Source organism: Bradyrhizobium sp. PMVTL-01 (assembly GCF_051861855.1).
Classification (GTDB): domain Bacteria; phylum Pseudomonadota; class Alphaproteobacteria; order Rhizobiales; family Xanthobacteraceae; genus Bradyrhizobium.
This window is the reverse complement of the sequence record NZ_CP193982.1, coordinates 1003117-1024539: the sequence shown is the minus strand read 5'-3', so window position 1 is coordinate 1024539 and position 21423 is coordinate 1003117. Positions and strand designations below refer to the sequence as shown.

The following is a 21423-nucleotide window of genomic DNA, read 5'->3' as shown; positions in this document are numbered from 1 at the left end:
GCTAGTTCAGTTTCAAACGCGGAAACGTCTCCAGCGGATTGTCGACGCACATCTTCGCGATCAAGCTCTTCGGCAGGTTCGGCGGGATCGGATCGTCTCCGTCGAACTGCCAGTGCGGATAGTCGGACGCGAACAGGAACATCTTTTCCGAGCCGATCTGGTCGATGATCTCCTCGACGCTTCTTGCATCGCCCGGCGCGTCGAACGGCTGCATGGTGACACGGAAATTTTCGCGGACGATCGACGCCGGCTCGCGCTCGACCCAGGGTACCTCGACGCGGACGCCGCGCCAGGTCTTGTTGGCGCGCCACATGAAGGCGGGCAGCCAGCTGACGCCCGACTCCATCAGCACGACCTTCAGATCAGGAAATTTGCCGAACACGCCCTCGTAGATCAGGCTGAGGATCTGCGCCTGAAATGCCTGCGCCTCGACGAAGTAATATTCGTAACGGTGCGACGGCCAGCCGGCCGAGCTCGGCGCCTGCCGATATTGCGTACCGGCGTGGATCGCGAGCGGCAGCTTGTACTTCTCCGCGAGCTGGTAGACCGGCCAGAAATGCCGCCGTCCCAGCAGCGTCTCGCCCTGCGCCAGCACCAGAATGGAGACGAAGCGGTGATCGCCGGCGCGGCGCTCGATCTCCTCGATCGCCAGATCCGGCGCCTGCATCGGCAGCACGATGGAGGCGCGCAGGCGCGGATCGCGCGACAGCCACTCGGCGGCGATCCAGTCGTTGATGGCCTTGCAGAAGTCCGCCGCCATGTAGGCGTCGAACACCGCCTGTGCGCCGTAGAGCACGTTCAGGATCGCGTGGCTGGAACCCAGCTGGTCAAACGCGCCCTTCTGCACCATGGCGAGATCGGAGCCGGGCTTGGTACCGTTGACCGGCCGCCAGTCGGCGCGACCCGAGAGCGGCATGCTCGGCGGATAGGAGGTGAGATCGAGCCCGTCGATGGCGCGGCTCACCACCTGCTCTTTCCAGTGGTCGCTGAGATAGGGAAGCAGCGTCGTGCGCGTGCCACCAACCGCCGGATGGATGTCGCAGTCGATCCGCGTCACGGCCATGCAGGGTTCCTCGGAGTTTCCTCGCACCGTCTTTATTGGCGGCGCTCTTCGCGCCGCCCGGACAGAGTGCGTCGGCCGCCGCCGCTGCGCAAGGCCGCACGCCCGCGCGATCCGTCATGGCTCGGTTGCGCAGGCGCGATGCTGATCAGGCATGCGGTGGATGCTCGGCCGCCCACCGCGTCTCGCTGCAAGCCGCGGCGCAGTTCCAGGCGCCCTCGCCTCAAGCCGCCTTGGAAACCTCCATCAGCAGCCGCTCGGCCCTGGCATCCTCGATGCGGTTCACCAGCCGGCTGCTCTCGTGATTGTCGCGCACGGTCTTGGTCAGCGTGATGCAGGTCTGGATCAGCATCACGATGCCCATGGCGAGATAGCCCTTCATCCAGAGGTCGATCGGCAGGAAGAAGACGCCGACGGCGACGAGGAAGGCGGAGGCCGCGAAGGACACGTAGGTGAAGGTGACCCAGGCGCTGCTATGGGGCTGGCCGTTCTGGTTCATGACTGTCTCCTGTTGTTTCGAATGAAAAGGGGTGTCAGTTCAAGCCATAGGCGTGCGCTTGGACTTCAGCCGCGCAAGGACGTCGTCTGCGGTCGTCTTGAGCCGGGGGCCGAAGCCCTGCTCCGCGAGACGCTCGGCAGTAGCGAGGGGACCCGTGGCCGCGTCGAGCTCGACCAGTGCGTCGTCGCTGGCCTGGGCTTCCATCTGCCGCTCGCGCAGCCGCCTCAAGGTGCTCTCGGCTTCCGGCAGCGTGGCTTCGTAGGGACGCGCCACCTCGATGCCGCTGCGACGGAGCGAGCGCACCGCTTCCGAGGCACGGGCCGGCCGCGATCGAGCTCGGTGATGCGGGCCTGCGCGTTGGTCACGTGCCGCTTCAACCGCGCGATCTCGGTCGTGAACAGCGCGCGTGCTGTCATCGCCGCATCGCGGTCGGCTTCGAGACCCGCGATGGCCTCTGCCGCTTCCTTGGCGAGATCCTCGCGGCCGCCATCGAGCGCGGCAACTGCGCGGGTCTCGAGGTCAGCGATGCGCGCGAGGGTCGCCTCGAGCTTGCGGCCCTCCTGCTGGTCCTGTGCAATCGCAAGCGCCAGCGTCCGTTTGCTGCGCTCCACCGCGGCGGCGGCATCGCGCATCTGCTGATCCAGGATCAGCAGGGCCGTTCGGTCCTCCCGCTCCTCGCCCGCGGCGGCCACGCTGCCGCGGAATAGTGTCACGACGGTCTTGAACATCTGCAGCTCCCTATTTATGAGCGTTGCTCACAGAGGATTTGTAGCAGAAAACTTGAACATCGTTCAACGAATGTTTGAGCGACGCTCAGGAATTTGATTAATAATGTCTAAAGCACTGGAACGTCGAGAGAAGTTGCGGGTCGACCTGATCCAGGCGGCCGAGCGGATGATCGCTAAGCGGGGATTGGCGGGCCTGAAAACCCGCGATTTGGCCCGCGAGATCGGCTGCGCCAATGGCGCGGTCTACAATCTCGTCACCGACGTGGACGAGTTGGTCCTGCGCGTCGGCTCGCGCACGCTGCGCCGGCTGGACGAGGCGCTCAGCGCGGCGGTACGCACGAACGATCCGTCGCCGCATGAGACGCTGGTCCGCATCGCCCTTGCCTATTGCGACTTCGCCGCCGAAAACCTCGAGCTCTGGCGCGCGCTGTTCGAGCACCGCATGGAGACCGACAAGGTGCTTCCTGACTGGTCGATCGACGACCAGTTGCAGCCGTTCCGCCACATCTACCAGCCGCTGGGGGCGCTGCTTCCAAAGCGCAGTCCGGATGAGCTGAGCGTCACCGCGCGCAGCCTGTTCTCGGCCGTGCATGGCATGGTGGCGCTCGGGCTGGAGCAGAAGCTGGTCGCCGTTCCCCTGCCGGCGCTGCGCAAGGAGATCGCGGGCCTCGTCCGCGCGATGATCGACGGGCTGGTCGCGCGCGCAGAGTGAAAAGGATGGCGGCGGCTGACTAAAATTTCGCCTGTCGCATCGCAGGTGGCGCGCTTAGCCTTCGGCCGTCCCTCACCTCTCCCGGAGCCTCTCATGCCCCTCCTCATCCGCGGCGGCACCGTCATCAATCACGATCATTCGCGCCGCGCGGACGTGCTGATCGACGGCGAGATCATTGTCGCGGTAGGCCCGTCGATCGAGGCGCCCGCTGGCACCGAGATCGTCGATGCCGGCGGCGCCTACGTCATCCCGGGCGGGATCGATCCGCATACCCATCTCGAAATGCCGTTCATGGGCACGGTGACCGCCGACGATTTCGAATCGGGAACCAAGGCGGCACTGAGCGGCGGCACCACCATGGTGGTGGATTTCTGCCTGCCCGATCCGGGCCAGTCGATGCTCGCGGCCTATCAGGAGTGGCGGCACAAATCCGAGAAGGCCGCCAGCGACTACGGCTTCCACATGGCGGTGACGTCGTGGTCGAGGCAGATCCACGACGAGATGGAGACCGTGGTCAAAACCTACGGCATTAACACCTTCAAGCATTTCATGGCCTACAAGGGCGCGCTGATGGTGAACGACGACGAGCTCTACAACTCGTTCGCGCGCTGCGCCCATCTCGGCGCGATGCCCGTCGTCCATGCCGAGAACGGCGACGTCGTCGCCTTGATGCAGGAGGCGCTGATCGCGCGCGGCGTCACCGGTCCGGAGGGACACGCCTATTCGCGGCCGCCCGAGGTCGAGGGCGAAGCCACCAACCGCGCCATCATGATCGCCGACATGACGGGCACGCCGGTCTATATCGTGCACACCAGCTGCCGCGAGGCGCATGAGGCGATCGCGCGGGCACGCGCCGCCGGCAAGCGCGTCTACGGCGAGCCGTTGATCCAGCATCTGCTGCTCGACGAGCGCGAGTATCAGAACAAGGATTGGGATCATTCCGCGCAGCGCGTGATGTCGCCGCCGTTCCGCGACAAGCAGCATCAGGACAGCCTCTGGGCCGGCCTGCAGTCCGGCTCGCTGCAGGTGGTCGCGACCGATCACTGCGCCTTCACCACCGAACAGAAGCGGTTCGGGCTCGGCGATTTCAGGAAGATCCCCAACGGCACCGGCGGCCTCGAAGATCGCCTTGCGTTGCTCTGGACCACGGGCGTCGTCACGGGGCGGCTCACCAAGGAAGAATTCGTCGCGGTGACCTCCGCAAACATCGCCCGCATCCTCAACATCTATCCACGCAAGGGCGCGGTCACCGTCGGCTCGGATGCCGATGTCGTCGTGTGGGACCCCAAGGCGACGAAGACCATCACTGCCAGGCGGCAGATGAGCAAGATCGATTACAATGTTTTCGAAGGCTTTGCCTGCACCGGCGGGCCGGCCGTGACACTGTCGCGCGGCCGCGTCGTCTGGAAGGACGGCGATTTGCGAGCCGAAGCCGGGGACGGCCATTACGTCGCGCGGCCGGCATTTTCGCCGGTGCATGTTGCCAATTCCACCTGGAAGGAGCTGACCGCCCCGCGCGCGGTCGCACGCGGTGCGGTGACGCCCTAGCGCGTTCGGGCGCAAGGCATGTGACACCTCGAAGCGCGCCGATGGCACACGCCTTGCCTCTCGATGTCGGACAATTCTCTGACGGAGGCGGCGATGAGTGATGCACCCCACAATGTGACCCGGCGCGACGCGGTGCTAGGCGGCCTCGCCGCTGGTATGGCAGCATTTGCTCCACGTCTCGCCTGGGCGCAGGGGCGAGCTGAGACACTGCTGGTGGTGCAGGAGCTCGGGCCGAACTCTCTGGACATGCAGGGCGTGGGCTCCAACCAGACGGTCAACGGCCTGTCCTGGAATTGCTACGACCGCCTGCTGACCTACGCCTCCAAGACGCTGCCCGACGGCACGGTCTCGTACGATCGCGAGAAGCTCGCGCCCGAGCTGGCCGAGAGCTGGGAGGTCGCCGCCGACGGCATGTCCTGCACCTTCAAGCTGCGCAAGGACGCAAAATTCCACGACGGCACGCCTGTTACCGCCAAGGACGTCAAATGGTCGTTCGACCGCGCCGTGAAGGTCGGCGGCTTTCCGACCTTCCAGATGTCGGCCGGCTCCCTGGAAAAGCCCGAGCAGTTCGCGGTGGTCGACGATCACACCTTCCGCATCGACTATGTCCGCAAGGACAAGATGCTGCTGTTCAACGTCGCCGTCGTCGTGCCCTTCATCATCAATTCCGAGCTGGCGAAGAAGAATGCGACGGCGGAAGATCCCTGGGCGCTCGCATGGCTGAAGAACAACGAGGCCGGCGGCGGCGCCTACAGGATCGAGAGCTGGAAGCCCGGCAGCGAGACCGTGCTGACGCGCTTCGATGACTGGAGGAGCGGACCGCTGCCGAAGGTCAAGCGCGTGATCGCGCGCGACGTCCCCTCCGCCGGCACCCGCCGCGCCATGCTGGAGCGGGGCGATGCGGATATCTCCAGCGGCTTTGCGCCGCGTGATTTCGAGCAGATCATCAAAGAGGGCAAGGTCAAGGTCTCGGGCGTGCCGATCCCGAACGCGCTTTGGTATGTCGCGCTCAACACGGCAAAGCCGCCGTTCGACAATGCCAAGCTGCGCCAGGCCATCGCCTGGGCGATGCCCTATGAGCAGATCCAGACCAGCGCCTTCTTCGGCCGCGCCGTTCCGATGTACGGCGGCTCGGCGGAGGTCTCAAATCCGGTCTGGCCGCAGCCGTTTCCCTATGTCACCGATCTCGACAAGGCGAAGGCTTTGCTGAAGGAAGCAGGATTCGAAGCCGGCCTGGAGACCACGCTGTCGCTGGACACGGGCACGGCCACCGTCGGCGAGCCGACCGCGATCCTGATCCAGGAGAGCCTCGCCAAGATCGGCATCAAGGCGGGAATCGAAAAAATCCCCGGCGCGAACTGGCGGACGACGCTGAACAAGAAGGAGCTGCCGCTCGCGCTCAACCGCTTCAGCGGCTGGCTCGACTATCCCGAATACTATTTCTACTGGAATTTCCACGGCAACAACTCGATCTTCAACATCTCCTCCTACCAGAACAAGGCGATGGACGCGCTGATCGACAAGGCGCGCTTCACCACGGATGCCGCGGAATACGACAGATGCGTGAAGGATTTCATCGCACTCTGCATGCGCGACGTTCCCGTCATTCCGCTCAATCAGCCGATCCACGACGTCGCCATGCAGAAGAACGTCAGCGGTTACGAATTCTGGTTTCACCGCGAACCGGACTATCGTCAATTTGCCAAGGGCTAGTTGCGACGCGCGATGCTGATTGCCGAAGAGGCGGGTGCCTGCGCGATCGGAAAACCGCGCTCCAGCCGCGCCGCACTCGCATGCAGCATCGCCGCATCGAGGCTGCCCTGCCGTGATCCCTCCAGAGCGCAGGCAAAGACCCGGTAGAACTGCGCGCCGTCGTAGGCGACCAGCAGCAGATCGACGCCGGCATTGATCGCCTCGACCACGGCCTTGCAGACGTCGTTCTGGTAGATCGCGCCCATCACGAGGTCGTCGGTCATCACCATGCCCTGGTAGCCCAACTTGCCGCGGACGATTCCTTGCACGACCTGCCTGGAATGCGACGCGGCGCGATCGGGATCGACGGCCGTGAGGGTGACATGGCCGACCATGAGGGCGCTGCGCGAATGCGACAGCACTTCGCGGAACGGAAGCCAGTCGGTTGTCTCCAGCTCCTTCACCGGCGTGTCGAGCCTGGCACTGAAATGATGCGTGTCGGTGCGCACGCGGCCGATGCCGGGGAAATGCTTCAGCGTCGCGCCGACACCCGTCTCTTCCAGTCCGCGCACATAGGCACTCGCGATCGTGCTGACGACGACGGGATTGGTCGCGATCGCGCGCTGGCCGATCAGCGTATGGAAATCGAGCCGGTTGCGCCGCTGCGGCGGCCTGAGGTCGAGCACCGGCGCAAGGTTGAGGTTGACGCCGAGACCCGCGAGCTCGCGGCCGTGGATGCGGCCGAACTCTTCGGCCTTGGCCTGCTGCTCGTCGGGAGCAAGTCCCGTGAGCGTCGCCAGCGCCGGCACCTTCGTCAGCGGCGGGGCGAGATGCCCGACGATGCCGCCCTCCTGATCGGCGGCAACGACGAGCGGCGGCAGGCCGGCGGCGCGGCGCTTGTCCTGGAGCGCCGCGATCTCGGCACGCAGCGCCTCGATGGTCCGGCCGCCGATGTTGTGCCGGGTGACATAGATGCCGCCGATCAGGCCCTGCCCGGCAAGGCGCGCGACCTCGGGAAAGGAGGAATAGCCGACCATGAAGTGCGGCCCGAGCTGGTGCGCCTCGGCGGCGCTGGCGGCGAGGACGTCGCGCTTGCGCAGCTCGAACTTCAGATGTGCCGTGGACATCAGAAGCGGCGGCAGGCACCAGAGCATGACGAGCAGCTTGCCCGCGATGCCGCGCCATCGCCCCCTGCGCAGCAGGACGATGACGATCAGGATGCTTGCGGCGACAAGTGCGATGTTTCCGCCGCCACGCAGCGGGAGCAGATAAGGATCGTTCTTGTTCGCGGCCGCGAATGCGGCAAGTGGCGCCGCAAGCCAGAGCAGGATGAGACCGAGGCGATTGAGGAATTGCATGATGCGTCACGCGGAGGGAGTGCCGAATGCTTCGCACCTATCAAAGCGATTTGCGATGTACGAGAGGCAAAAGCGCGCCTGCACGAAAACTGCAAAAAACTCCTGAAACCATGCAGACGAAGGCCCCGGCCTCTGCGCAAGCGCCGTGCAGAGTGCACGATGTCGATATTCACGAAAGGTCATTTGCGCATGGCGAGCCTGGCTACGACGCCGACGACGGACATCGAACCGATCGGGCCCTCGACCATATCGGTCAAGCTCGCGATGGCGCTGGTGCTCGCCGCGCTCGCCGACTGGCTGTTCTATGGACAGCGGGCCGGGCTATCGCTGGTGATCTTTGCGGTCGCGATCGTCAGCGCCTCGGTCCTCCAACCACGCATCCCTGGACATCCGCCGCGCCGCGATCGGGGGCGCCGTCATCGTCCTTGGTCTCGTGCCTGTCAGCGAAGAGCTCAACACGCTTTCGTTCCTGATCCTCATTGCAGCAATGGTGATCGCCCTGCTGCTGGCAACCAATCCCGAAACGACTGGCCTTGCCGACCGAGCCCGCGCGCTGCGCAACTTCGTCCTGTTCGGCCCCTTCCGACTCTTCCCCGAAGCGCTTCAGGTCTTCAACATGTCGGCGTTCACCCGCAGCATGGCGCTGTGGCTGATGCCGGTGGTGCTGGGCACCGTGTTCGTCGCGCTGTTCGCTGCCGCCAATCCCGTGATCGAGCAATGGGTCGCGCTGCTCAACCCGAAGATCATCCTCGACTATGTCAGCGTTCCGCGGGTGCTGTTCTGGATCATGATGCTGGCGCTGGTGTGGCCGTTCATCCATGTGCGCTGGCGGCGCAGGAAGATTGCCGTCGCCACCGAGGCCAATGCCGTGGAGCCACCCCCGCTTCCGCCCTTCGTGTCGCCGGAGTTTCTGGGGCCCTCCACCATCCTGCGCTCTCTGATCCTGTTCAACCTGCTGTTCGCAGCGCAGTCCATTCTCGACGGCCTCTATCTCTGGGGTCAGGTCGCGCTGCCCGACAACATGACTTATGCGGCCTACGCCCATCGCGGCGTCTATCCGCTGATCGCGACCGCCCTGCTCGCGGCCGCTTTCGTGCTGGTCGCGATGCGCCCCGGTGGCCCCGCCGAAAAATCCCGGGTGATCCGGCCGCTGGTCTATCTCTGGGTCGGGCAGAACGTGCTGCTTGTCGCTTCCTCCATCCTTCGCCTGGATCTCTATGTCGGCATCTACATGCTGACCTATTGGCGCATTGCGGCCTTCATCTGGATGGGACTGGTGGCGCTGGGACTGATCCTGATCGTCGCCCGCATCGCGCTCGACCGGTCCAACGGGTGGCTCGTCTGCGCCAACCTGATCGCATTAACGATCGTGCTGTACAGTGCCTCGCTGGTGAACTTCGATGCGTTCATTGCCGACTACAATCTGAAGCACAGCAGTGAAATGGGAGGGAACGGCGTGAAGATCGATGCCAATTACCTCCTCACGTTGGGCCCACAGGCGCTGCCTGCGATCGACAAGGTCATCGCGCTTCGCGGGGGTGATTACTGTCTTGCGGGCCGTCGAGATCGGCTAGTAGAAAGTCAGCGGCAGGACCTGGCGTGGCGTGCCTGGGGCTTTCGGAGCTGGAGGCTGCAGCGCCGGCTCGACGCGCAGGCCAAGGGCCAGCCCGGCAATCAGCCGGCGGGGTGAGCGGAGAATCTCTTGGCACATCGCATCCTCATCGTCGACGACGAGGGCCACATCCGCGAGGTCATCCGCGTCGCCCTGAAGAAGGCCGGCATGGACGTGATCGAGGCGCGCGACGGCAAGGAGGCGCTCGCCCGCTTTGCCGCCGACAGGCCCGATCTGATCGTGCTCGACATCGGCATGCCCGAATTCGACGGACTCGACGTCTGCCGCGAGATCCGCAAAGGCTCGGACGTACCGATCCTGTTCCTGTCGGCGCGCGACGAGGAGATCGACCGCATCCTCGGCCTCGAGATCGGCGGCGACGACTACGTGACCAAGCCGTTCAGCCCGCGCGAGCTGGTGGCACGGGTCAACGTCATCCTGCGCCGCCTCAGCCCGCGCAATGGCGAGGCCAAGGCCGGGCCGGCCGCCCTGGTGCAAGGCGGCCTGCTGATCGATCCCGAGCAGCATGTCGCGATCTTCGCCGGCACGCCGCTGAAGCTCACCGCGATCGAGTTCGGCATCCTGCGCGCGTTCCTGACCCGGCCGACCTCGGTGTTCAACCGCGAGCAGCTGATGCGGGCGGCCTATCAGCTCAACATCCAGGTCTCCGACCGGACCATCGACAGCCACATCCGCAATATCCGCGCCAAGCTGGCGGCGCTCGCCTGTGACAACGTGATCGAGACCATCCACGGCGTCGGCTTCAAGCTCGGCCGCTGCGAGAAAGAGGCATGAGCGCGGCGCCCGACAAATGGCGGCCGTCGCTGGGGCTGGTGATCTTCGCGGTGCTGGCGACCGTCGCGGTGCTGCCGCTGGTCGGCCTGTTCTTCTTCCGCCTCTACGACAACCAGCTGATCCGCCAGACACAGGCCGAGCTGATCGCACAGAGCCGCGTGCTCGCGACGATCTATGCACAGGAGGTCGCGGCACGGCTCGACGGTGGCCTCACACTCGGCGCCGAGGTGCCGCCGGGCGTGCTGCCCGACCCCGGCGACCAGGTCACGCCGATCCGCCCCGCGCTCGACCTCACGGCCAACGACCTGCTGCGGCGGCGGCCTGATGCGCTGCCCGCGTCCCGGCCGGCGCAAGCAGCCTATGTCGACATCGGCGCCAGGCTGACGCCGATCATCCGCGAGACCCAGAAGGTGACGCTGGCGGGCTTTCGCATCCTCGATCCGCAAGGCGTGGTGATCGCCGGGCGGCAGGAGGTCGGGCAGTCGCTCGCCCATGTCGAGGAAGTCGCGGACGCGCTCCGCGGGCAGTACCGGGCCACCTTGCGCAACCGCGTGCCGGACAAGCCGCCGCCGCCGATCTATTCCTTCAGCCGCGGCCTCGGCGTCCACGTGTTCTCGGCGATGCCGGTCATCGTCAACAACCGCGTTGCCGGAGTGATCTACACGACGCGGACGCCGAGCAACATCTTCGACCATCTCTACCAGGAGCGGGCCAAGTTCGTGCTGGCCGGGCTTGCCGTGATCCTCGGCACGATCCTGATCGGCCTGGTGTTCTCGCGCACCATCACGCTGCCGATGCGCGAATTGATCGACCGCGCCGCCAGAATCGGCCGCGGCGACCGCGACGCGTTCCACCCGCTGAAGCATTACGGCACGCGGGAGTTCGCCCAGCTGTCGCACAGCTTCCTCGGCATGGCCGAGCAGCTCGCAAGGCGCTCCGACTATATCGCGACGTTCTCAGCCCATCTCACCCACGAGCTTAAATCGCCGCTGACCTCGATCAAGGGCGCGGCCGAGCTGCTGCAGGATTCGGTTCAGGGCAAAGCCGGCAGCCTGACCCCGGCGGAGCAGAACACCTTCATCGCCAACATCCTGTCCGACACGCAGCGGCTAGAGGCGATGGTACAGCGGCTACGCGAGCTCGCCCGCGCCGAGAGCCTGCCGCAGAACGAGCGCACCGAGCTCGCGCCCGTGGTCGCCGATCTCAAAAGCCGCTTTCCGGCAAGCTCCATCGACGCCAGCGGCAGCCTGGACCGGGCGATCGGCATGTCATCGGAGAAGGCGCTGATCGTGCTGTCACACCTCGCCGATAACGCGGTGCGGCACAAAGCCGGGACAATCAGGCTGGAGGCGGTCGACGCGCGGACGACCCTGCTTGTGACGGTGAGCAATGACGGCGAGCCAATCTCGGCGCCCAACCGCGACAGGATCTTCGATGCGTTCTTCACCACCCGCCGCGACCAGGGCGGGACCGGGATGGGGCTGGCAATCGCACGTGCGGTGATGGCGAGCCATGGCGGCTCGATCCGACTCAAGCCCACCGACCAAGGGGCCGCCTTCGAGCTTCAATTTCCTGTCGCCTAGATCGCGAACACCCATGCGACGACGATGGTGCCGATGGTGACGAGACCCGCGATGGTCCAGCCGGCGGCATATTCCAGCTCGGGATGACCAGTGGCCCGCATGATCTCTGCCGGATCGGCGGTATGCTTCTCTGCCATGACAGCCTCGCACGTGTTTCCCCGTGTCATTAGATAAGTCGCACCAGCCGCGATTAGGTTCCATCACGGAAATGCGAGGAATGACACAACAGCAGCTAGGCTTGTTCGCCGATCCTGATGGAGGCCCGACCGGCCTTCGCTATGCGGACGATTTCATCGATGGCGCCGCCGAGCAGGAGCTGATCGGCCGCATCGCAGCATTGCCGCTGCAGCGCTTCCAGTTCGGCGCGTTCGAGGGCAACCGGCGCGTGGCCTCCTTCGGCTACCGCTATGACTACGCGCTGCAACGGCTCACCGAAGCCGATCCGATCCCGGATTGGGTCGCGCCCACCGCGCGGCTGGTCGAGGCATGGGCGGGCCTTTCCGCGGGCAGCGTGCAGCAGGTACTGTGCACAGAATACGACATCGGCGTCGGCATCGGCTGGCATCGCGACAAGCCGCATTTCGACAAGGTGCTCGGCCTGTCGCTCGGCTCGCCATGCAAATTTCGCTTCCGCCGCCGTAGCGGCAACAAGTGGGAGCGCCACACGCTCGAAGCCCTGCCCCGCTCGCTCTATCTGATGGACGGCGAGGCGCGCTCGCAATGGGAGCACAGCATCCCGCCGGTCGAGGCACAGCGCTACTCCATCACCTTCCGGACAATGAAGCGGCGGTAGGCGAGCCTTCCAAAACAAAAACTGCGAAAACAACCCCATGCACAGTAGAAACCGCTTTCCCGCTTGAGCCGGGATGGCGCAGCGCAACCGTTTGACACACCGGTGCAAAACCGCCGTTCCGCGCGGCCGGGCGCGAGGCTCGCGCCTTGCCTTCCGAATCCGGTTGCATGCTAGACTGGATGCCATCCACGGCAGGAGGGAAGCATGGCCGACAACAAGGCAAAGCGGGGCGGCGCCGATCGCGCCCTGATCGCGCTCACCGAGAAATACGAACTCGCCTACTGGTCGAAGAAGTTCAAGGTGACCCCGGCCAAGCTGAGATACGCCGTCAAGAAGGTCGGCCACTCCGCCAGGAAGGTCGAGGCGTACATCAAGCTCCAGAAGCACCGCGCGTCCGACAAGAGCCGGATCGCGCTCGGCGAGCCCTACGAGGTCCGCTACTGGTCGAAGAAATTCAAGATCACCCCGGCCAAGCTGAGGCTCGTGGTCGGGGCGGCCGGACATTCCTCCAGGAAGGTCGAGGCCTATCTTGCGGCCCAGAAGGCTGCGAAGAAGGCCAAAAAAACCGTCAAGAAGACCGTGAAGAGGACCGTCAAGCGGAAGAAAGCGGCTTGAGGCTCCGGGAGAAAGGGATGAGACCCGGTCCAGCGATCCTCGCCTGCGCCTTCGTCCTTGCCGGAGCATCGTCCGGCGCCGCCGCAGCCACGCCCGCAAAGGTCTCAGGCGCGACCGCGCTGGCGCTCGCAGGTGTAATCGCGCCGCTGTCGCCGGACCTGACCGGAGCCGAGAAGAAGGCGGTGGCGATGCTGTTCGCCGCCAATGCCGACATTCCCTACAAGAAGGCCATCGTGGTGACCGCGGACCGGATCGTTTGCCGCAGCGGCAATGTCGACATCACCATCCGCAATTGCGAGGTGACCTTCGGCAAGAAGGTGAAGACCGTGAACGGCTCCACCGCCAACGAGATCTTCGCCACCGAAGCGCTGGCGGGCGTGCCGCCCGACGGCGGGGCGGGATCGAACTTCGAGAGCCTCTCCGAGCTGAGCTGCACGATCGATCCCAACGCCATCAGGCGGAAAGACGGCAGCGGGGCGGATTGCACGTTCCAGCCGGGGAATTGATCGGGCCGGGCGCACGAGCCGCAGGCGCCGTGAAATCGCCTCAACGCCAGCCAAGTAATAAGGCGAATTGAGAAGACTGGCCCCGGAAGCGAGCGAATATAAGGCCCGCAAAGCCCGCATCATGATGAAGAATTACCTCGCATTTTTCCTGCTTTTGACCGCGACTGGCGCCTCCGCGCACGGGCCGCTGCCGGCGGTGCCGTCCGATCTTGTGCTGGCAGGCCTCACCGATTCCGACACCACCGCCGGCGGCACCGCGCGGCTGTGCGAGCAGGTCACGTTCTCGCGCGGCCTGCGCTACGGCGAGGCCGAAGCCAACGTGCTCGATGTCGTCACCAGCGCGACCAAGGCGGATACGCCGCGGCCGGTGCTGCTGTTCGTGACCGGCGACACCTTCACCGGCGATCGCGCCGCGCCGGAGCTGTCGCGCCAGATCCAGGACCAGGCCATGTGCTTTGCCGCGCGCAACGACATGATCGGGGTCCGCGTCAACTATCGCCTGGCACCATCGGCGACCTGGCCTGCCGGGGCGACCGACGTGGCGGCGGCGCTGTCCTGGATTCACGGCAATATCGACCTGTTCAACGGCGATGCCCGCGAGATCGTCGCGGTTGGCTATGGCGCCGGCGCCTTTCACGTCGCCACCCTGCTGGCGCATCCGGAACTGCAGACCGATCGCGCCGACGTCGCCGGCGTCGTGCTGGTGTCCGGTATCTACCGCGTCGGCAAGGACGCCAGCGACAGCGAGAAGGCCTATCTCGGTACCGACGCCACGCAATACGACAAGCGATCGGTCTTTCCCGGCATCCTCAATGTCGACGTCCCCATCGTGCTGGCCTGGGCCGCGGACGATTCCGCCGGCCTGGTGGCGCAGGGCGAGACCCTGAAGAAGACGCTCTGCGGCGCCGGCCACTGCCCGCGCAGCGCGCTGCTGCGCAGCCGCGACGGCATCGCCGCCGCGTTTGGCTTAGACGGTTCCGGCGACAGCCTTGCGGAACCGACGCTGCTGCTGGTGCATCAGCTCGAGGCGCGCGGGTTGCCGTAGGTTGCACTCGGCCATCCACCCTCACCTTTTGCTGGGCCACGGGTGGGCTGTCTCCGCGGCGGAATTGCCCAGGGTTGCGGAGTAGCCCAGCGTGGAGAGAGCCCTCACTCGCCGCGCTCTGCGACGCGTCGGCCTCTCCCGCAAGCGGGAGAGGCAGAGCAAGCCCGCGGACGATCCCGGTGAAATCCATATGCGATAGCCCTGCCTCCAGGGGAGGGTAAGAGCAAGTGCCACACGACCACTCGATCAGAAATCGATGCAGCGCGTCAACACGCCTGCCGCTTTCGTCGGCGTCACCAGTTGCGCTGCTTTGTAGCAAACGCCCCAGCCACACGATCGCCAAACGCTTGACGTAGATCAACTCGCCTCGGTGCGGATTGAGCCGACCTCGTTGGGGGCCAACGACAAGGGTTCGAACATGCGCGTCATCGGCAGGATGCTGTTCGTGTCCATGATTGCCGTCGCATCGCTCGGCGCGATGTCGCAGCAACAGCATTCAGAGCAAGTGCCAAGCGAGAACGAAATCCGGATCGGCAATGTCATGCCGTATTCGGGACCCCTGTCGGAATTCGGCGCGATCGGCCAGGCGGAAGCTGCCTATTTCGACATGGTCAACGCGCGCGGTGGCATCAACGGGCGCAAGATCCGCTTCATCACCCGCGACGACAATTCCGATCCGGCGGCCGCGCTTGAGCTGACGCGCAATCTGGTCGAGAAGGACGACGTGCATGTGATGTTCGGCTCGTTTGGCACGCCCGGCAATCTCGCCACGCGCTGGTACCTGAACGAGAAGAAGATCCCGCAGTTGTTCGTCGCCTCCGGGGACGAGGAGCTGAGCCAGGCCCGGGCGTTTCCGTGGACCATGGGCTGGCAGCCGTCGTTCCGGTCGGAGGGGCGCATCTACGCCAACTACATCCAGGCCTATTATCCCCTGAAGAAGATCGTCGTGCTCTGGCAGAACGACCAGTTCGGACGCCAGCTCTACAAGGGCATCCAGGAAGGCCTCGGTGACCTGAATCGCCACGTCCTCGTCGACATCGCCTTCGACATCAACGACGAGCATCTCGAAGGACACATCTCGATCCTCAAGCGCGCGGGCGCCGACATTTTCGTCTTTCTCGGCGTGCCGTCGAACGCGTCCAAGGTGATCAAGCTGGCGGCGTCGCTCAAATGGCGCCCGGTCTTCATCGTGAACGATGCCTCGGCCACGATCGCCAATGCGATGGCGCCGGCGGGCCTGGAGAATTCGGCCGGCGTGATCTCGGCGGCCTTCCTGAAGGATCCGAGCGATCCCGCCTGGAAAGACGATCCAGCCATGAAGGAATGGTTCACGTTCATGGACAGGTATCATCAGGTCGAGAGCACCAACAACAGCGCGGCGGTCTACGGCTACGCCGCGGCCGAGGCGCTGATGCAGGTGCTGAAGCAATGCGGCGACGATCTCTCGCGCGAGAACATCATGCGCCAGGCGGCCTCGCTCAGGGACTATCAGCCGTCGGTCGCCCTGCCCAACATCAGGATGAACACCTCGCCGGAGCGCTATCTGCCGATCAGGCAGATGCGGCTGGTGCAATTCGACGGCCGCTCGTGGCAGCCGTTTGGGGACGTGATCGAGACGGCGTTCACGGAAGGCGCGGCGCGGTGAGGTGCGTAGTGCTTTAGCCGCTTGTAGGAGAGCGGCGCTGTACCGTCTCGAAGAAGGAGGTGCGCTCCCTCCCCCGCTTGCGGGGAGGGTTGGGGAGAGGGTGCATCCGCAATCGAGAACCCCCAAGAGGACAGAACCCTCACTCGGCGCTTCGCGCCGACCTCTCCGGCAAGCGGGAGAGGCGATGCACCAGTCTCCTGGCCCACAGTCGGGCACACTCAGAACGAACCCGCCCCCTCACGCCGGCCTCAGCGAGGCCAGTGCGTTCTCCAGTAGTGAGCGCACGCGGGCGGCGTCGCCTGACTTCACCATCGCCGGGTCGAGATAGAGCTCGAGCCCCGGCGCGCGCTCGGTGATGATGCCGCTCTTTTCCGCCGCGGCGTCGTTCAGGGCGTCGACCGAATAGGGAATCACTTCGCGGCTGATGCCCTTCATCGTGATCGCGGGCAGGGCGTGGGCGCGGACGATGTCGCTGACGAGGGCGAAGGTCTCGTAGCTGAGCACGATGCCGCCGGGCTCGGCGATCGATTGCAGGCGCGCGGCAAGGTTCGCTTCGGCACCGATGATGGTGTAGTCCATGCGGTCGGTGCTGCCGAAATTGCCGACATTGCAATAGCCGGAATTGATGCCCATGCGCGAGCGGAACGGCTGCTCGATGCCGGACGCCCGCCATTTCGCATTGAGCTCGGCAAGGCGCTGCTGCATGCGCCAGGCCATCTGCAGACAGGCCTGCGCATCGGCGCGGTCGCCCCTGGTCTCGGGGTCGCCGAAGAAGATCAGCATGGCATCGCCGATGAACTTGTCGACGGTGCCGCCATATTCGAGGGCGATCGCCGACATCTCGGTGAAATATTCATTGAGGAGCTGGGTCAGCAATTCGGGCTGGAGCCGCTCCGCGGTCGCGGTGAAGTTCTGGATGTCGGAGAAGAAGATGGTGAGCTTCTTGCGCTCGGTGTGGATGGTGACGTCCTTCTGGCCGGAGAAGATGCTCTTGTAGACCTGCGGCGGGATGTAGCGCGAGATCTTCATCGACAGCGAGGCCAGGAAGTCGTTGGCGGATTCGAGCTCCTTGTTCATGGTCTTGATGCGGCGCGCCTGGCGGCGCTGCAGCGACAGGAACGACAGGCCGCTGCCGGCGGCGATCAGGAAATAAGCCAGCAGGAACTTGAACGAGAAGATGTTGGCGGCGATCGGCTGGGCGATGATCACCTCCTGGATGCCCCTGATATCCCCCACCTTCCAGTCCTTCTTCGGGCTCTCGGGATGGCTGTTGTGGCAGCTGACACAGGCCGGCCCCATGGTGACGGGCGCGATCAGGCGGACCTTGTCTGAGAACAGCGAGGTCTCGGTCTCCACCATCTTCTGCTCGGGGTCCTTGCGCAGGGCATCGAGCGAGTCCTTCTCGAACTTGTCGAGCTGGTGCGGGGCGCGGTTCTGGAACGGAAAGTCCGAGACGAAGCGGTAGGTGATGTTCTCCTGCTGGGCGCCGATCACCCGGCCGAGCTCGAGCGACAGCGTCGCCGGGATCGGGATCGCGCCGGGCACGGATTCGTAATTATGAACGACCCGGGTGGTGCCGTTCGGATTGGCCAGCACCCGCCCGACCACGTTGGTCGCGTAATAGCTGCGCACGCTGGTGATCACCGAATTGAGATCGGCGGCCTGCCGGCGCAGCGCGGTCTTGGAGAGCTCGGTCAGGTCCAGCCATACCGCGAGCGGCAAAGCGAGCAGCAGGAAAGCGAACGCGGCACCTGTCAGGACGCCGCTCTTGCGCTGTTCTTCGGTGATCTCTTGTTTCACCCTGTGGCTCCGTTGTGTGCGGTTTTGTCGCAAACCCCCGGGATTTGCGGCACGGCCTCCGGCGGCACAGAGCCAATAAAAGCAGGTCCGCGCAACCCCATTTTATGGTGGTCGCGCCAGGCGCCTTTTCGTTTCATGACGAATGTCTAAGATCGGCATGAACCTGCATTGATCTTCCGGAACCAGTGCCATGACCGAGACCATCCGCATCAAGCGCTTCCACGCGCGCCCCGTGATCGTGCCGATGAACCTGCCGCTCCTGACCTCGACCGGGGCGGTCGCCAGGGCGCCGCTGGTGCTGATCGACTGCGAGACCGACCAGGGCGCGGTGGGGCACGCCTACCTGTTCTCGATCACGCCCTCCGCCTTGAAGCCGCTGACCGCGATGGTCACGGAGATGTCGGAGCTCGTTGCCGGCGACGAGCTGCTGCCGTTCGAGATCGAGCGCAAGCTGAGCCAGCGCTTCACCTTGCTGGGCCTCGCCGGCCTGCAGCGGCTGGCGCAATCCGGCATCGACATGGCGGCCTGGGATGCGCTCGCCCGCACACGCGGCCTGCCGCTGGCGCGCCTGCTCGGCGGCACACCGAAACCGGTCAGGGCCTACAATTCGAAGGGCCTCGGCATCATGCCGGCGGGCGCCGCAGTTGAGGAGGCGCACAAGCTGCTGGCCGAGGGCTTTCATGCCGCAAAGATCCGCGTCGGCCGGCCCGAGGCGCGGGAGGACCTCGCCGTGGTGCGCGCGGTGCGCAAGGCCGTCGGCGACGAGGTGACGCTGATGTGCGACTACAACCAGGCGCTCACGGTCACCGAAGCGATCCGCCGCGGCGAGATGCTCGACGACGAGGGCCTCACCTGGATCGAGGAGCCGATCCGCCACGACGACTACGCCGGCTGCGCCCGCATCGCGGATGCGCTGTGCACGCCGGTCCAGGTCGGCGAGAATTTTGACGGCGCGTTTGCGATGCAGTCCGCGCTGTCGGCGGAAGCCTGCGACTACGTGATGCCCGACGTGCAGCGCATCGGCGGCGTCACCGGCTGGCTCCGCGCCGCTGCGCTCGCGCACGCTGCCGGCATCGAGATGTCGACGCACCTGTTCTCGGAAGTCAGCGCGCATCTGCTCTGCGTCACGCCGACGGCGCACTGGCTGGAATATGTCGACTGGGCCGACGCGGTGCTGGCGAGCCGGCTGACGATCAAGGACGGCTTTGCGATCCCGGGCGAGGAGCCGGGCAACGGGATCGCGTGGGACGAAGCGGCGGTGAAAAAGTATCTGGTGGGGTGATCACGGAGTGCGCCGCAAGGACGACGTCGTCCTGGCCTAGTGTGCAATTGCGCAAGGCCGCAACTCTTCACCACCGTCATTGCGAGGAGCCCTTGCGACGAAGCAATCCAGACCGCTACGGCGGAACGATTCTGGATTGCTTCCGCCTTCGCCGAGGCTTCGGCGGACGAGTCGCTGCGCTCGCAACGACGGAATCTGGCGCGATAGCATGGCCCGTAACACTACCAGACCTCCGCGCCCGGAATTTTCTTCCGCACCGCCATGCGCTGTATCCAGATGCAGCGGCGGACGGATCTGTTGGAGCGGCCGACGGCGGAGATCCCCTCGCCGGCCTGCAGCAGCGGCGCCACGCTCTGACGCAGTTCGCGGCAGCGCTGAAGCTCGGCCTGCCAGTCGATGATCGCGGCGTCGGCGCGCGACGCCATCAGCGCCAGCGCTGCGGCAAGACAGCTCGTCCGCATCGTTCCCCTCACTGCGATTCATCTCCGTCGCGCCGGTAGCCCCGATGGATGCACCGGACGATAACTCAACTTCGGGCGGGCGGCGAGAGCTTGCCTCGTGCGTGCCACGACAGCCGACAGCCTCGACTAACCCTTCCGTGATCTCGTGACTACCGCCGATCATGCAATCCTGAAAACGCGGGCGCTACCAGCAATGGTATGACGATCAGCATTCAAACAATCCTGCAAACGCAGAGGTGAACATGACCCGGCCCGAAACGTCTCCAAGCACCATCAGGCCACCGCGATTTTCAGGACGTCGTCATGTTGCGGCGGTGACCGCGGCGCTGTTTCTCGCCGCAACGTTCTGGTCGGCCGGAGGGGCGCGTGCTGCCGCAAACGACGCCGAGGCACGAGCCATCTTCGAAAGATTCATCGCGGCGCAGAATGCGCATGACGCGGACGCGGTGAAGGCCATGCTACTGAACTCGCCCGGCACACTGCTGTTTGCCAGAGGCATCGAGACGCGCGGCCGCGATGACGTCGCCGCGCGCTTCAAGGGCTATTACGAGGGCACCTGGCACCTCGAGCCCGACATGTCGAAATTCCACGTCGCCGTGCTCTCGAACGAGGCCATGCAGATCCTCGTCCCGATCGTTTTCACGCGCGCGCTTCCGGGCGAGCCGCCGCAGCAGAATACGTTTCTGATCAGCCAGACCTATGTTCAGGACGCGACCGGCTGGCACGTCGCCTCGATCATGCCGGTCGCGAATACGGAACTGAGATAGAGGGGATTGGGCTTGCCGACCGTGGCTCGCGACTGCGAGCCGCCTGCGCCCGTTGGGCTCCGGCGTGGCATCCTTCTCTCTGCTATCGCGAGCGAAGGATGGTGGGCACGACAGGGATCGAACCTGTGACCCCTACCATGTCAAGGTAGTGCTCTCCCGCTGAGCTACGTGCCCTAGAGGTCATTTCATCGGTGGGGTCCCTATAACGGCTCAGGGGACCCGGCGCAAGGACGGAACGGCGCCGATTTAGGCCGCCAGCATCTTGTTCACTTCGCTGACCAATTCGCGCAGATGCACGGGCTTGGACAGCACCTTGGCGTTCTTGGGGGCGTCCGAATCCGAGTTCAAGGCCACCGCGGCAAAGCCGGTGATGAACATGATCTTGATGTCGGGGTCGAGTTCCGAGGCCCGGCGGGCGAGCTCGATGCCATCCATTTCCGGCATCACGATATCGGTCAGCAGCATCTCGAACGGCTCCTCCCGCAGCCGCTGATAGGCGGCCATGCCGTTGTCATGGGACGAGACCTGAAAACCGGCGTTTTCCAGCGCCTTGACCAGGAAACGGCGCATGTCGTTGTCGTCTTCGGCGAGCAGGATCTTTGGCATGGCAGGAAACGTCGAATCCCCAGAGGATATCAGCAGAGGTCACTTAGCCCGACAGAGGGTAAATTTGGGGTGAAAATCTTTACCATGGGCCGGCTGCGCTGCCTGCTCTTTGTGGACCCGAACGGGCTCCGAATCAATCGAGCCGGACGAGCCGGTCCCCACCCCGGAGCCCGCACGGTTAAGACCAGTTCCAGCGTCCATCACATCTTTTCGCTTGGCAGAATGGTTGCGATTCCGGACAATGACGACACATAAGAGCCGCTCGACCGGCCGAATCATTCGATCCGGGGCCATGCCGGATCGTGCGGCGCCACAG

At 65.0% G+C, this 21423-nt stretch carries 20 protein-coding genes, 1 tRNA gene and 1 pseudogene; 13 read left to right on the top strand and 9 right to left on the bottom strand.

Annotation, left to right across the window (positions count from 1 at the left end):
* Nucleotide 1: 1 nt before the first annotated feature.
* The 3 genes and pseudogenes from ACRQ5Q_RS04800 to ACRQ5Q_RS04790 all read right to left on the bottom strand — a co-directional run bounded on the left by ACRQ5Q_RS04800 (nt 2) and on the right by ACRQ5Q_RS04790 (nt 2287).
* Nucleotides 2-1063 (bottom strand): amidohydrolase family protein, encoded by a 1062-nt coding sequence (locus tag ACRQ5Q_RS04800; protein WP_439371277.1) that lies wholly within the window; start codon nt 1061-1063, stop codon nt 2-4.
* 220 nt (nt 1064-1283) lie between these two features.
* Nucleotides 1284-1559: a YiaA/YiaB family inner membrane protein gene (locus ACRQ5Q_RS04795; RefSeq protein ID WP_439371278.1), complete on the bottom strand. Its 276-nt coding sequence runs from the start codon at nt 1557-1559 to the stop codon at nt 1284-1286.
* Between the two features lie 39 nt (nt 1560-1598).
* Nucleotides 1599-2287, bottom strand: a pseudogene (locus ACRQ5Q_RS04790) (PspA/IM30 family protein).
* Nucleotides 2288-2390: 103 nt separating this feature from the next.
* Between ACRQ5Q_RS04790 and ACRQ5Q_RS04785 the strand changes: the two are divergent.
* The 3 genes from ACRQ5Q_RS04785 (at nt 2391) to ACRQ5Q_RS04775 (ending at nt 6260) form a co-directional block, all read left to right on the top strand.
* The gene (locus tag ACRQ5Q_RS04785; RefSeq protein ID WP_439396262.1) at nt 2391-2999 is read left to right on the top strand and encodes a TetR/AcrR family transcriptional regulator; all 609 of its coding nucleotides are present in this window, start codon (nt 2391-2393) and stop codon (nt 2997-2999) included.
* A gap of 93 nt (nt 3000-3092) precedes the next feature.
* Entirely contained in the window at nt 3093-4547 is a 1455-nt protein-coding gene (gene hydA, locus ACRQ5Q_RS04780) for a dihydropyrimidinase (protein WP_439371281.1), read from the top strand.
* A gap of 93 nt (nt 4548-4640) precedes the next feature.
* Nucleotides 4641-6260, top strand: a complete 1620-nt coding sequence (locus ACRQ5Q_RS04775; protein WP_439396261.1) for an ABC transporter substrate-binding protein — start codon at nt 4641-4643, stop codon at nt 6258-6260.
* Here the strand turns inward: ACRQ5Q_RS04775 and ACRQ5Q_RS04770 are convergent.
* The gene (locus ACRQ5Q_RS04770; RefSeq protein WP_439396259.1) at nt 6257-7597 is read right to left on the bottom strand and encodes a glycoside hydrolase family 3 N-terminal domain-containing protein; all 1341 of its coding nucleotides are present in this window, start codon (nt 7595-7597) and stop codon (nt 6257-6259) included. The two genes, ACRQ5Q_RS04775 and ACRQ5Q_RS04770, sit on opposite strands and share 4 nt — an antisense overlap.
* A gap of 337 nt (nt 7598-7934) precedes the next feature.
* On the opposite strand from ACRQ5Q_RS04770, the gene ACRQ5Q_RS04765 reads away from it, so the two are divergent.
* Genes ACRQ5Q_RS04765 through ACRQ5Q_RS04755 form a run of 3 tightly spaced genes read left to right on the top strand, consistent with a single transcriptional unit; the run spans nt 7935 to nt 11587 of the window.
* On the top strand, nt 7935-9287 hold the full coding sequence (locus ACRQ5Q_RS04765) for a DUF4153 domain-containing protein (RefSeq protein ID WP_439396257.1): 1353 nt from the start codon (nt 7935-7937) through the stop codon (nt 9285-9287).
* 12 nt (nt 9288-9299) lie between these two features.
* A complete protein-coding gene (locus ACRQ5Q_RS04760; RefSeq protein WP_439371284.1) occupies nt 9300-10004 on the top strand; it encodes a response regulator transcription factor in 705 nt (234 codons plus the stop codon).
* Nucleotides 10001-11587, top strand: a complete 1587-nt coding sequence (locus ACRQ5Q_RS04755) for an ATP-binding protein (protein WP_439396255.1) — start codon at nt 10001-10003, stop codon at nt 11585-11587. Before ACRQ5Q_RS04760 ends, ACRQ5Q_RS04755 begins: the two co-directional genes overlap by 4 nt.
* Here ACRQ5Q_RS04755 and ACRQ5Q_RS04750 read toward each other — a convergent pair.
* Complete coding sequence (locus tag ACRQ5Q_RS04750) at nt 11584-11724, bottom strand: hypothetical protein (protein WP_439371286.1); 141 nt, start codon at nt 11722-11724, stop codon at nt 11584-11586. The genes ACRQ5Q_RS04755 and ACRQ5Q_RS04750 overlap by 4 nt on opposite strands.
* A 71-nt stretch (nt 11725-11795) precedes the next feature.
* On the opposite strand from ACRQ5Q_RS04750, the gene ACRQ5Q_RS04745 reads away from it, so the two are divergent.
* The 5 genes from ACRQ5Q_RS04745 to ACRQ5Q_RS04725 all read left to right on the top strand — a co-directional run bounded on the left by ACRQ5Q_RS04745 (nt 11796) and on the right by ACRQ5Q_RS04725 (nt 16191).
* Nucleotides 11796-12380, top strand: a complete 585-nt coding sequence (locus tag ACRQ5Q_RS04745) for an alpha-ketoglutarate-dependent dioxygenase AlkB (RefSeq protein ID WP_439396253.1) — start codon at nt 11796-11798, stop codon at nt 12378-12380.
* A gap of 204 nt (nt 12381-12584) precedes the next feature.
* Nucleotides 12585-12995, top strand: a complete 411-nt coding sequence (locus ACRQ5Q_RS04740) for a DUF3606 domain-containing protein (protein WP_439371288.1) — start codon at nt 12585-12587, stop codon at nt 12993-12995.
* A gap of 17 nt (nt 12996-13012) precedes the next feature.
* Entirely contained in the window at nt 13013-13501 is a 489-nt protein-coding gene (locus ACRQ5Q_RS04735) for a hypothetical protein (RefSeq protein ID WP_439371289.1), read from the top strand.
* Between the two features lie 124 nt (nt 13502-13625).
* Nucleotides 13626-14546 carry an alpha/beta hydrolase gene (locus tag ACRQ5Q_RS04730; protein ID WP_439399686.1) on the top strand — a complete coding sequence of 307 codons (921 nt, stop codon included), beginning with the start codon at nt 13626-13628 and terminating at the stop codon, nt 14544-14546.
* A 418-nt stretch (nt 14547-14964) separates the two neighbouring features.
* Complete coding sequence (locus tag ACRQ5Q_RS04725) at nt 14965-16191, top strand: ABC transporter substrate-binding protein (protein ID WP_439371290.1); 1227 nt, start codon at nt 14965-14967, stop codon at nt 16189-16191.
* 237 nt (nt 16192-16428) lie between these two features.
* Here the strand turns inward: ACRQ5Q_RS04725 and ACRQ5Q_RS04720 are convergent, their stop codons facing one another.
* Nucleotides 16429-17991 carry an adenylate/guanylate cyclase domain-containing protein gene (locus tag ACRQ5Q_RS04720; RefSeq protein WP_439396251.1) on the bottom strand — a complete coding sequence of 521 codons (1563 nt, stop codon included), beginning with the start codon at nt 17989-17991 and terminating at the stop codon, nt 16429-16431.
* 190 nt (nt 17992-18181) lie between these two features.
* On the opposite strand from ACRQ5Q_RS04720, the gene ACRQ5Q_RS04715 reads away from it, so the two are divergent.
* The gene (locus ACRQ5Q_RS04715; protein ID WP_439371292.1) at nt 18182-19273 is read left to right on the top strand and encodes an enolase C-terminal domain-like protein; all 1092 of its coding nucleotides are present in this window, start codon (nt 18182-18184) and stop codon (nt 19271-19273) included.
* A gap of 221 nt (nt 19274-19494) precedes the next feature.
* Here ACRQ5Q_RS04715 and ACRQ5Q_RS04710 read toward each other — a convergent pair whose 3' ends face one another.
* The gene (locus tag ACRQ5Q_RS04710; RefSeq protein ID WP_439371293.1) at nt 19495-19734 is read right to left on the bottom strand and encodes a hypothetical protein; all 240 of its coding nucleotides are present in this window, start codon (nt 19732-19734) and stop codon (nt 19495-19497) included.
* A 242-nt stretch (nt 19735-19976) separates the two neighbouring features.
* On the opposite strand from ACRQ5Q_RS04710, the gene ACRQ5Q_RS04705 reads away from it, so the two are divergent.
* On the top strand, nt 19977-20501 hold the full coding sequence (locus tag ACRQ5Q_RS04705) for a DUF4440 domain-containing protein (RefSeq protein ID WP_439396249.1): 525 nt from the start codon (nt 19977-19979) through the stop codon (nt 20499-20501).
* A gap of 99 nt (nt 20502-20600) precedes the next feature.
* On the opposite strand, the gene ACRQ5Q_RS04700 is transcribed toward ACRQ5Q_RS04705, so the two are convergent.
* Together ACRQ5Q_RS04700 and cpdR are read right to left on the bottom strand one after the other, a co-directional pair.
* Nucleotides 20601-20675 (bottom strand) — tRNA-Val (locus ACRQ5Q_RS04700).
* Nucleotides 20676-20747: 72 nt separating this feature from the next.
* Nucleotides 20748-21107: a cell cycle two-component system response regulator CpdR gene (gene cpdR / locus ACRQ5Q_RS04695; protein ID WP_007597092.1), complete on the bottom strand. Its 360-nt coding sequence runs from the start codon at nt 21105-21107 to the stop codon at nt 20748-20750.
* Nucleotides 21108-21423: the final 316 nt, after the last annotated feature.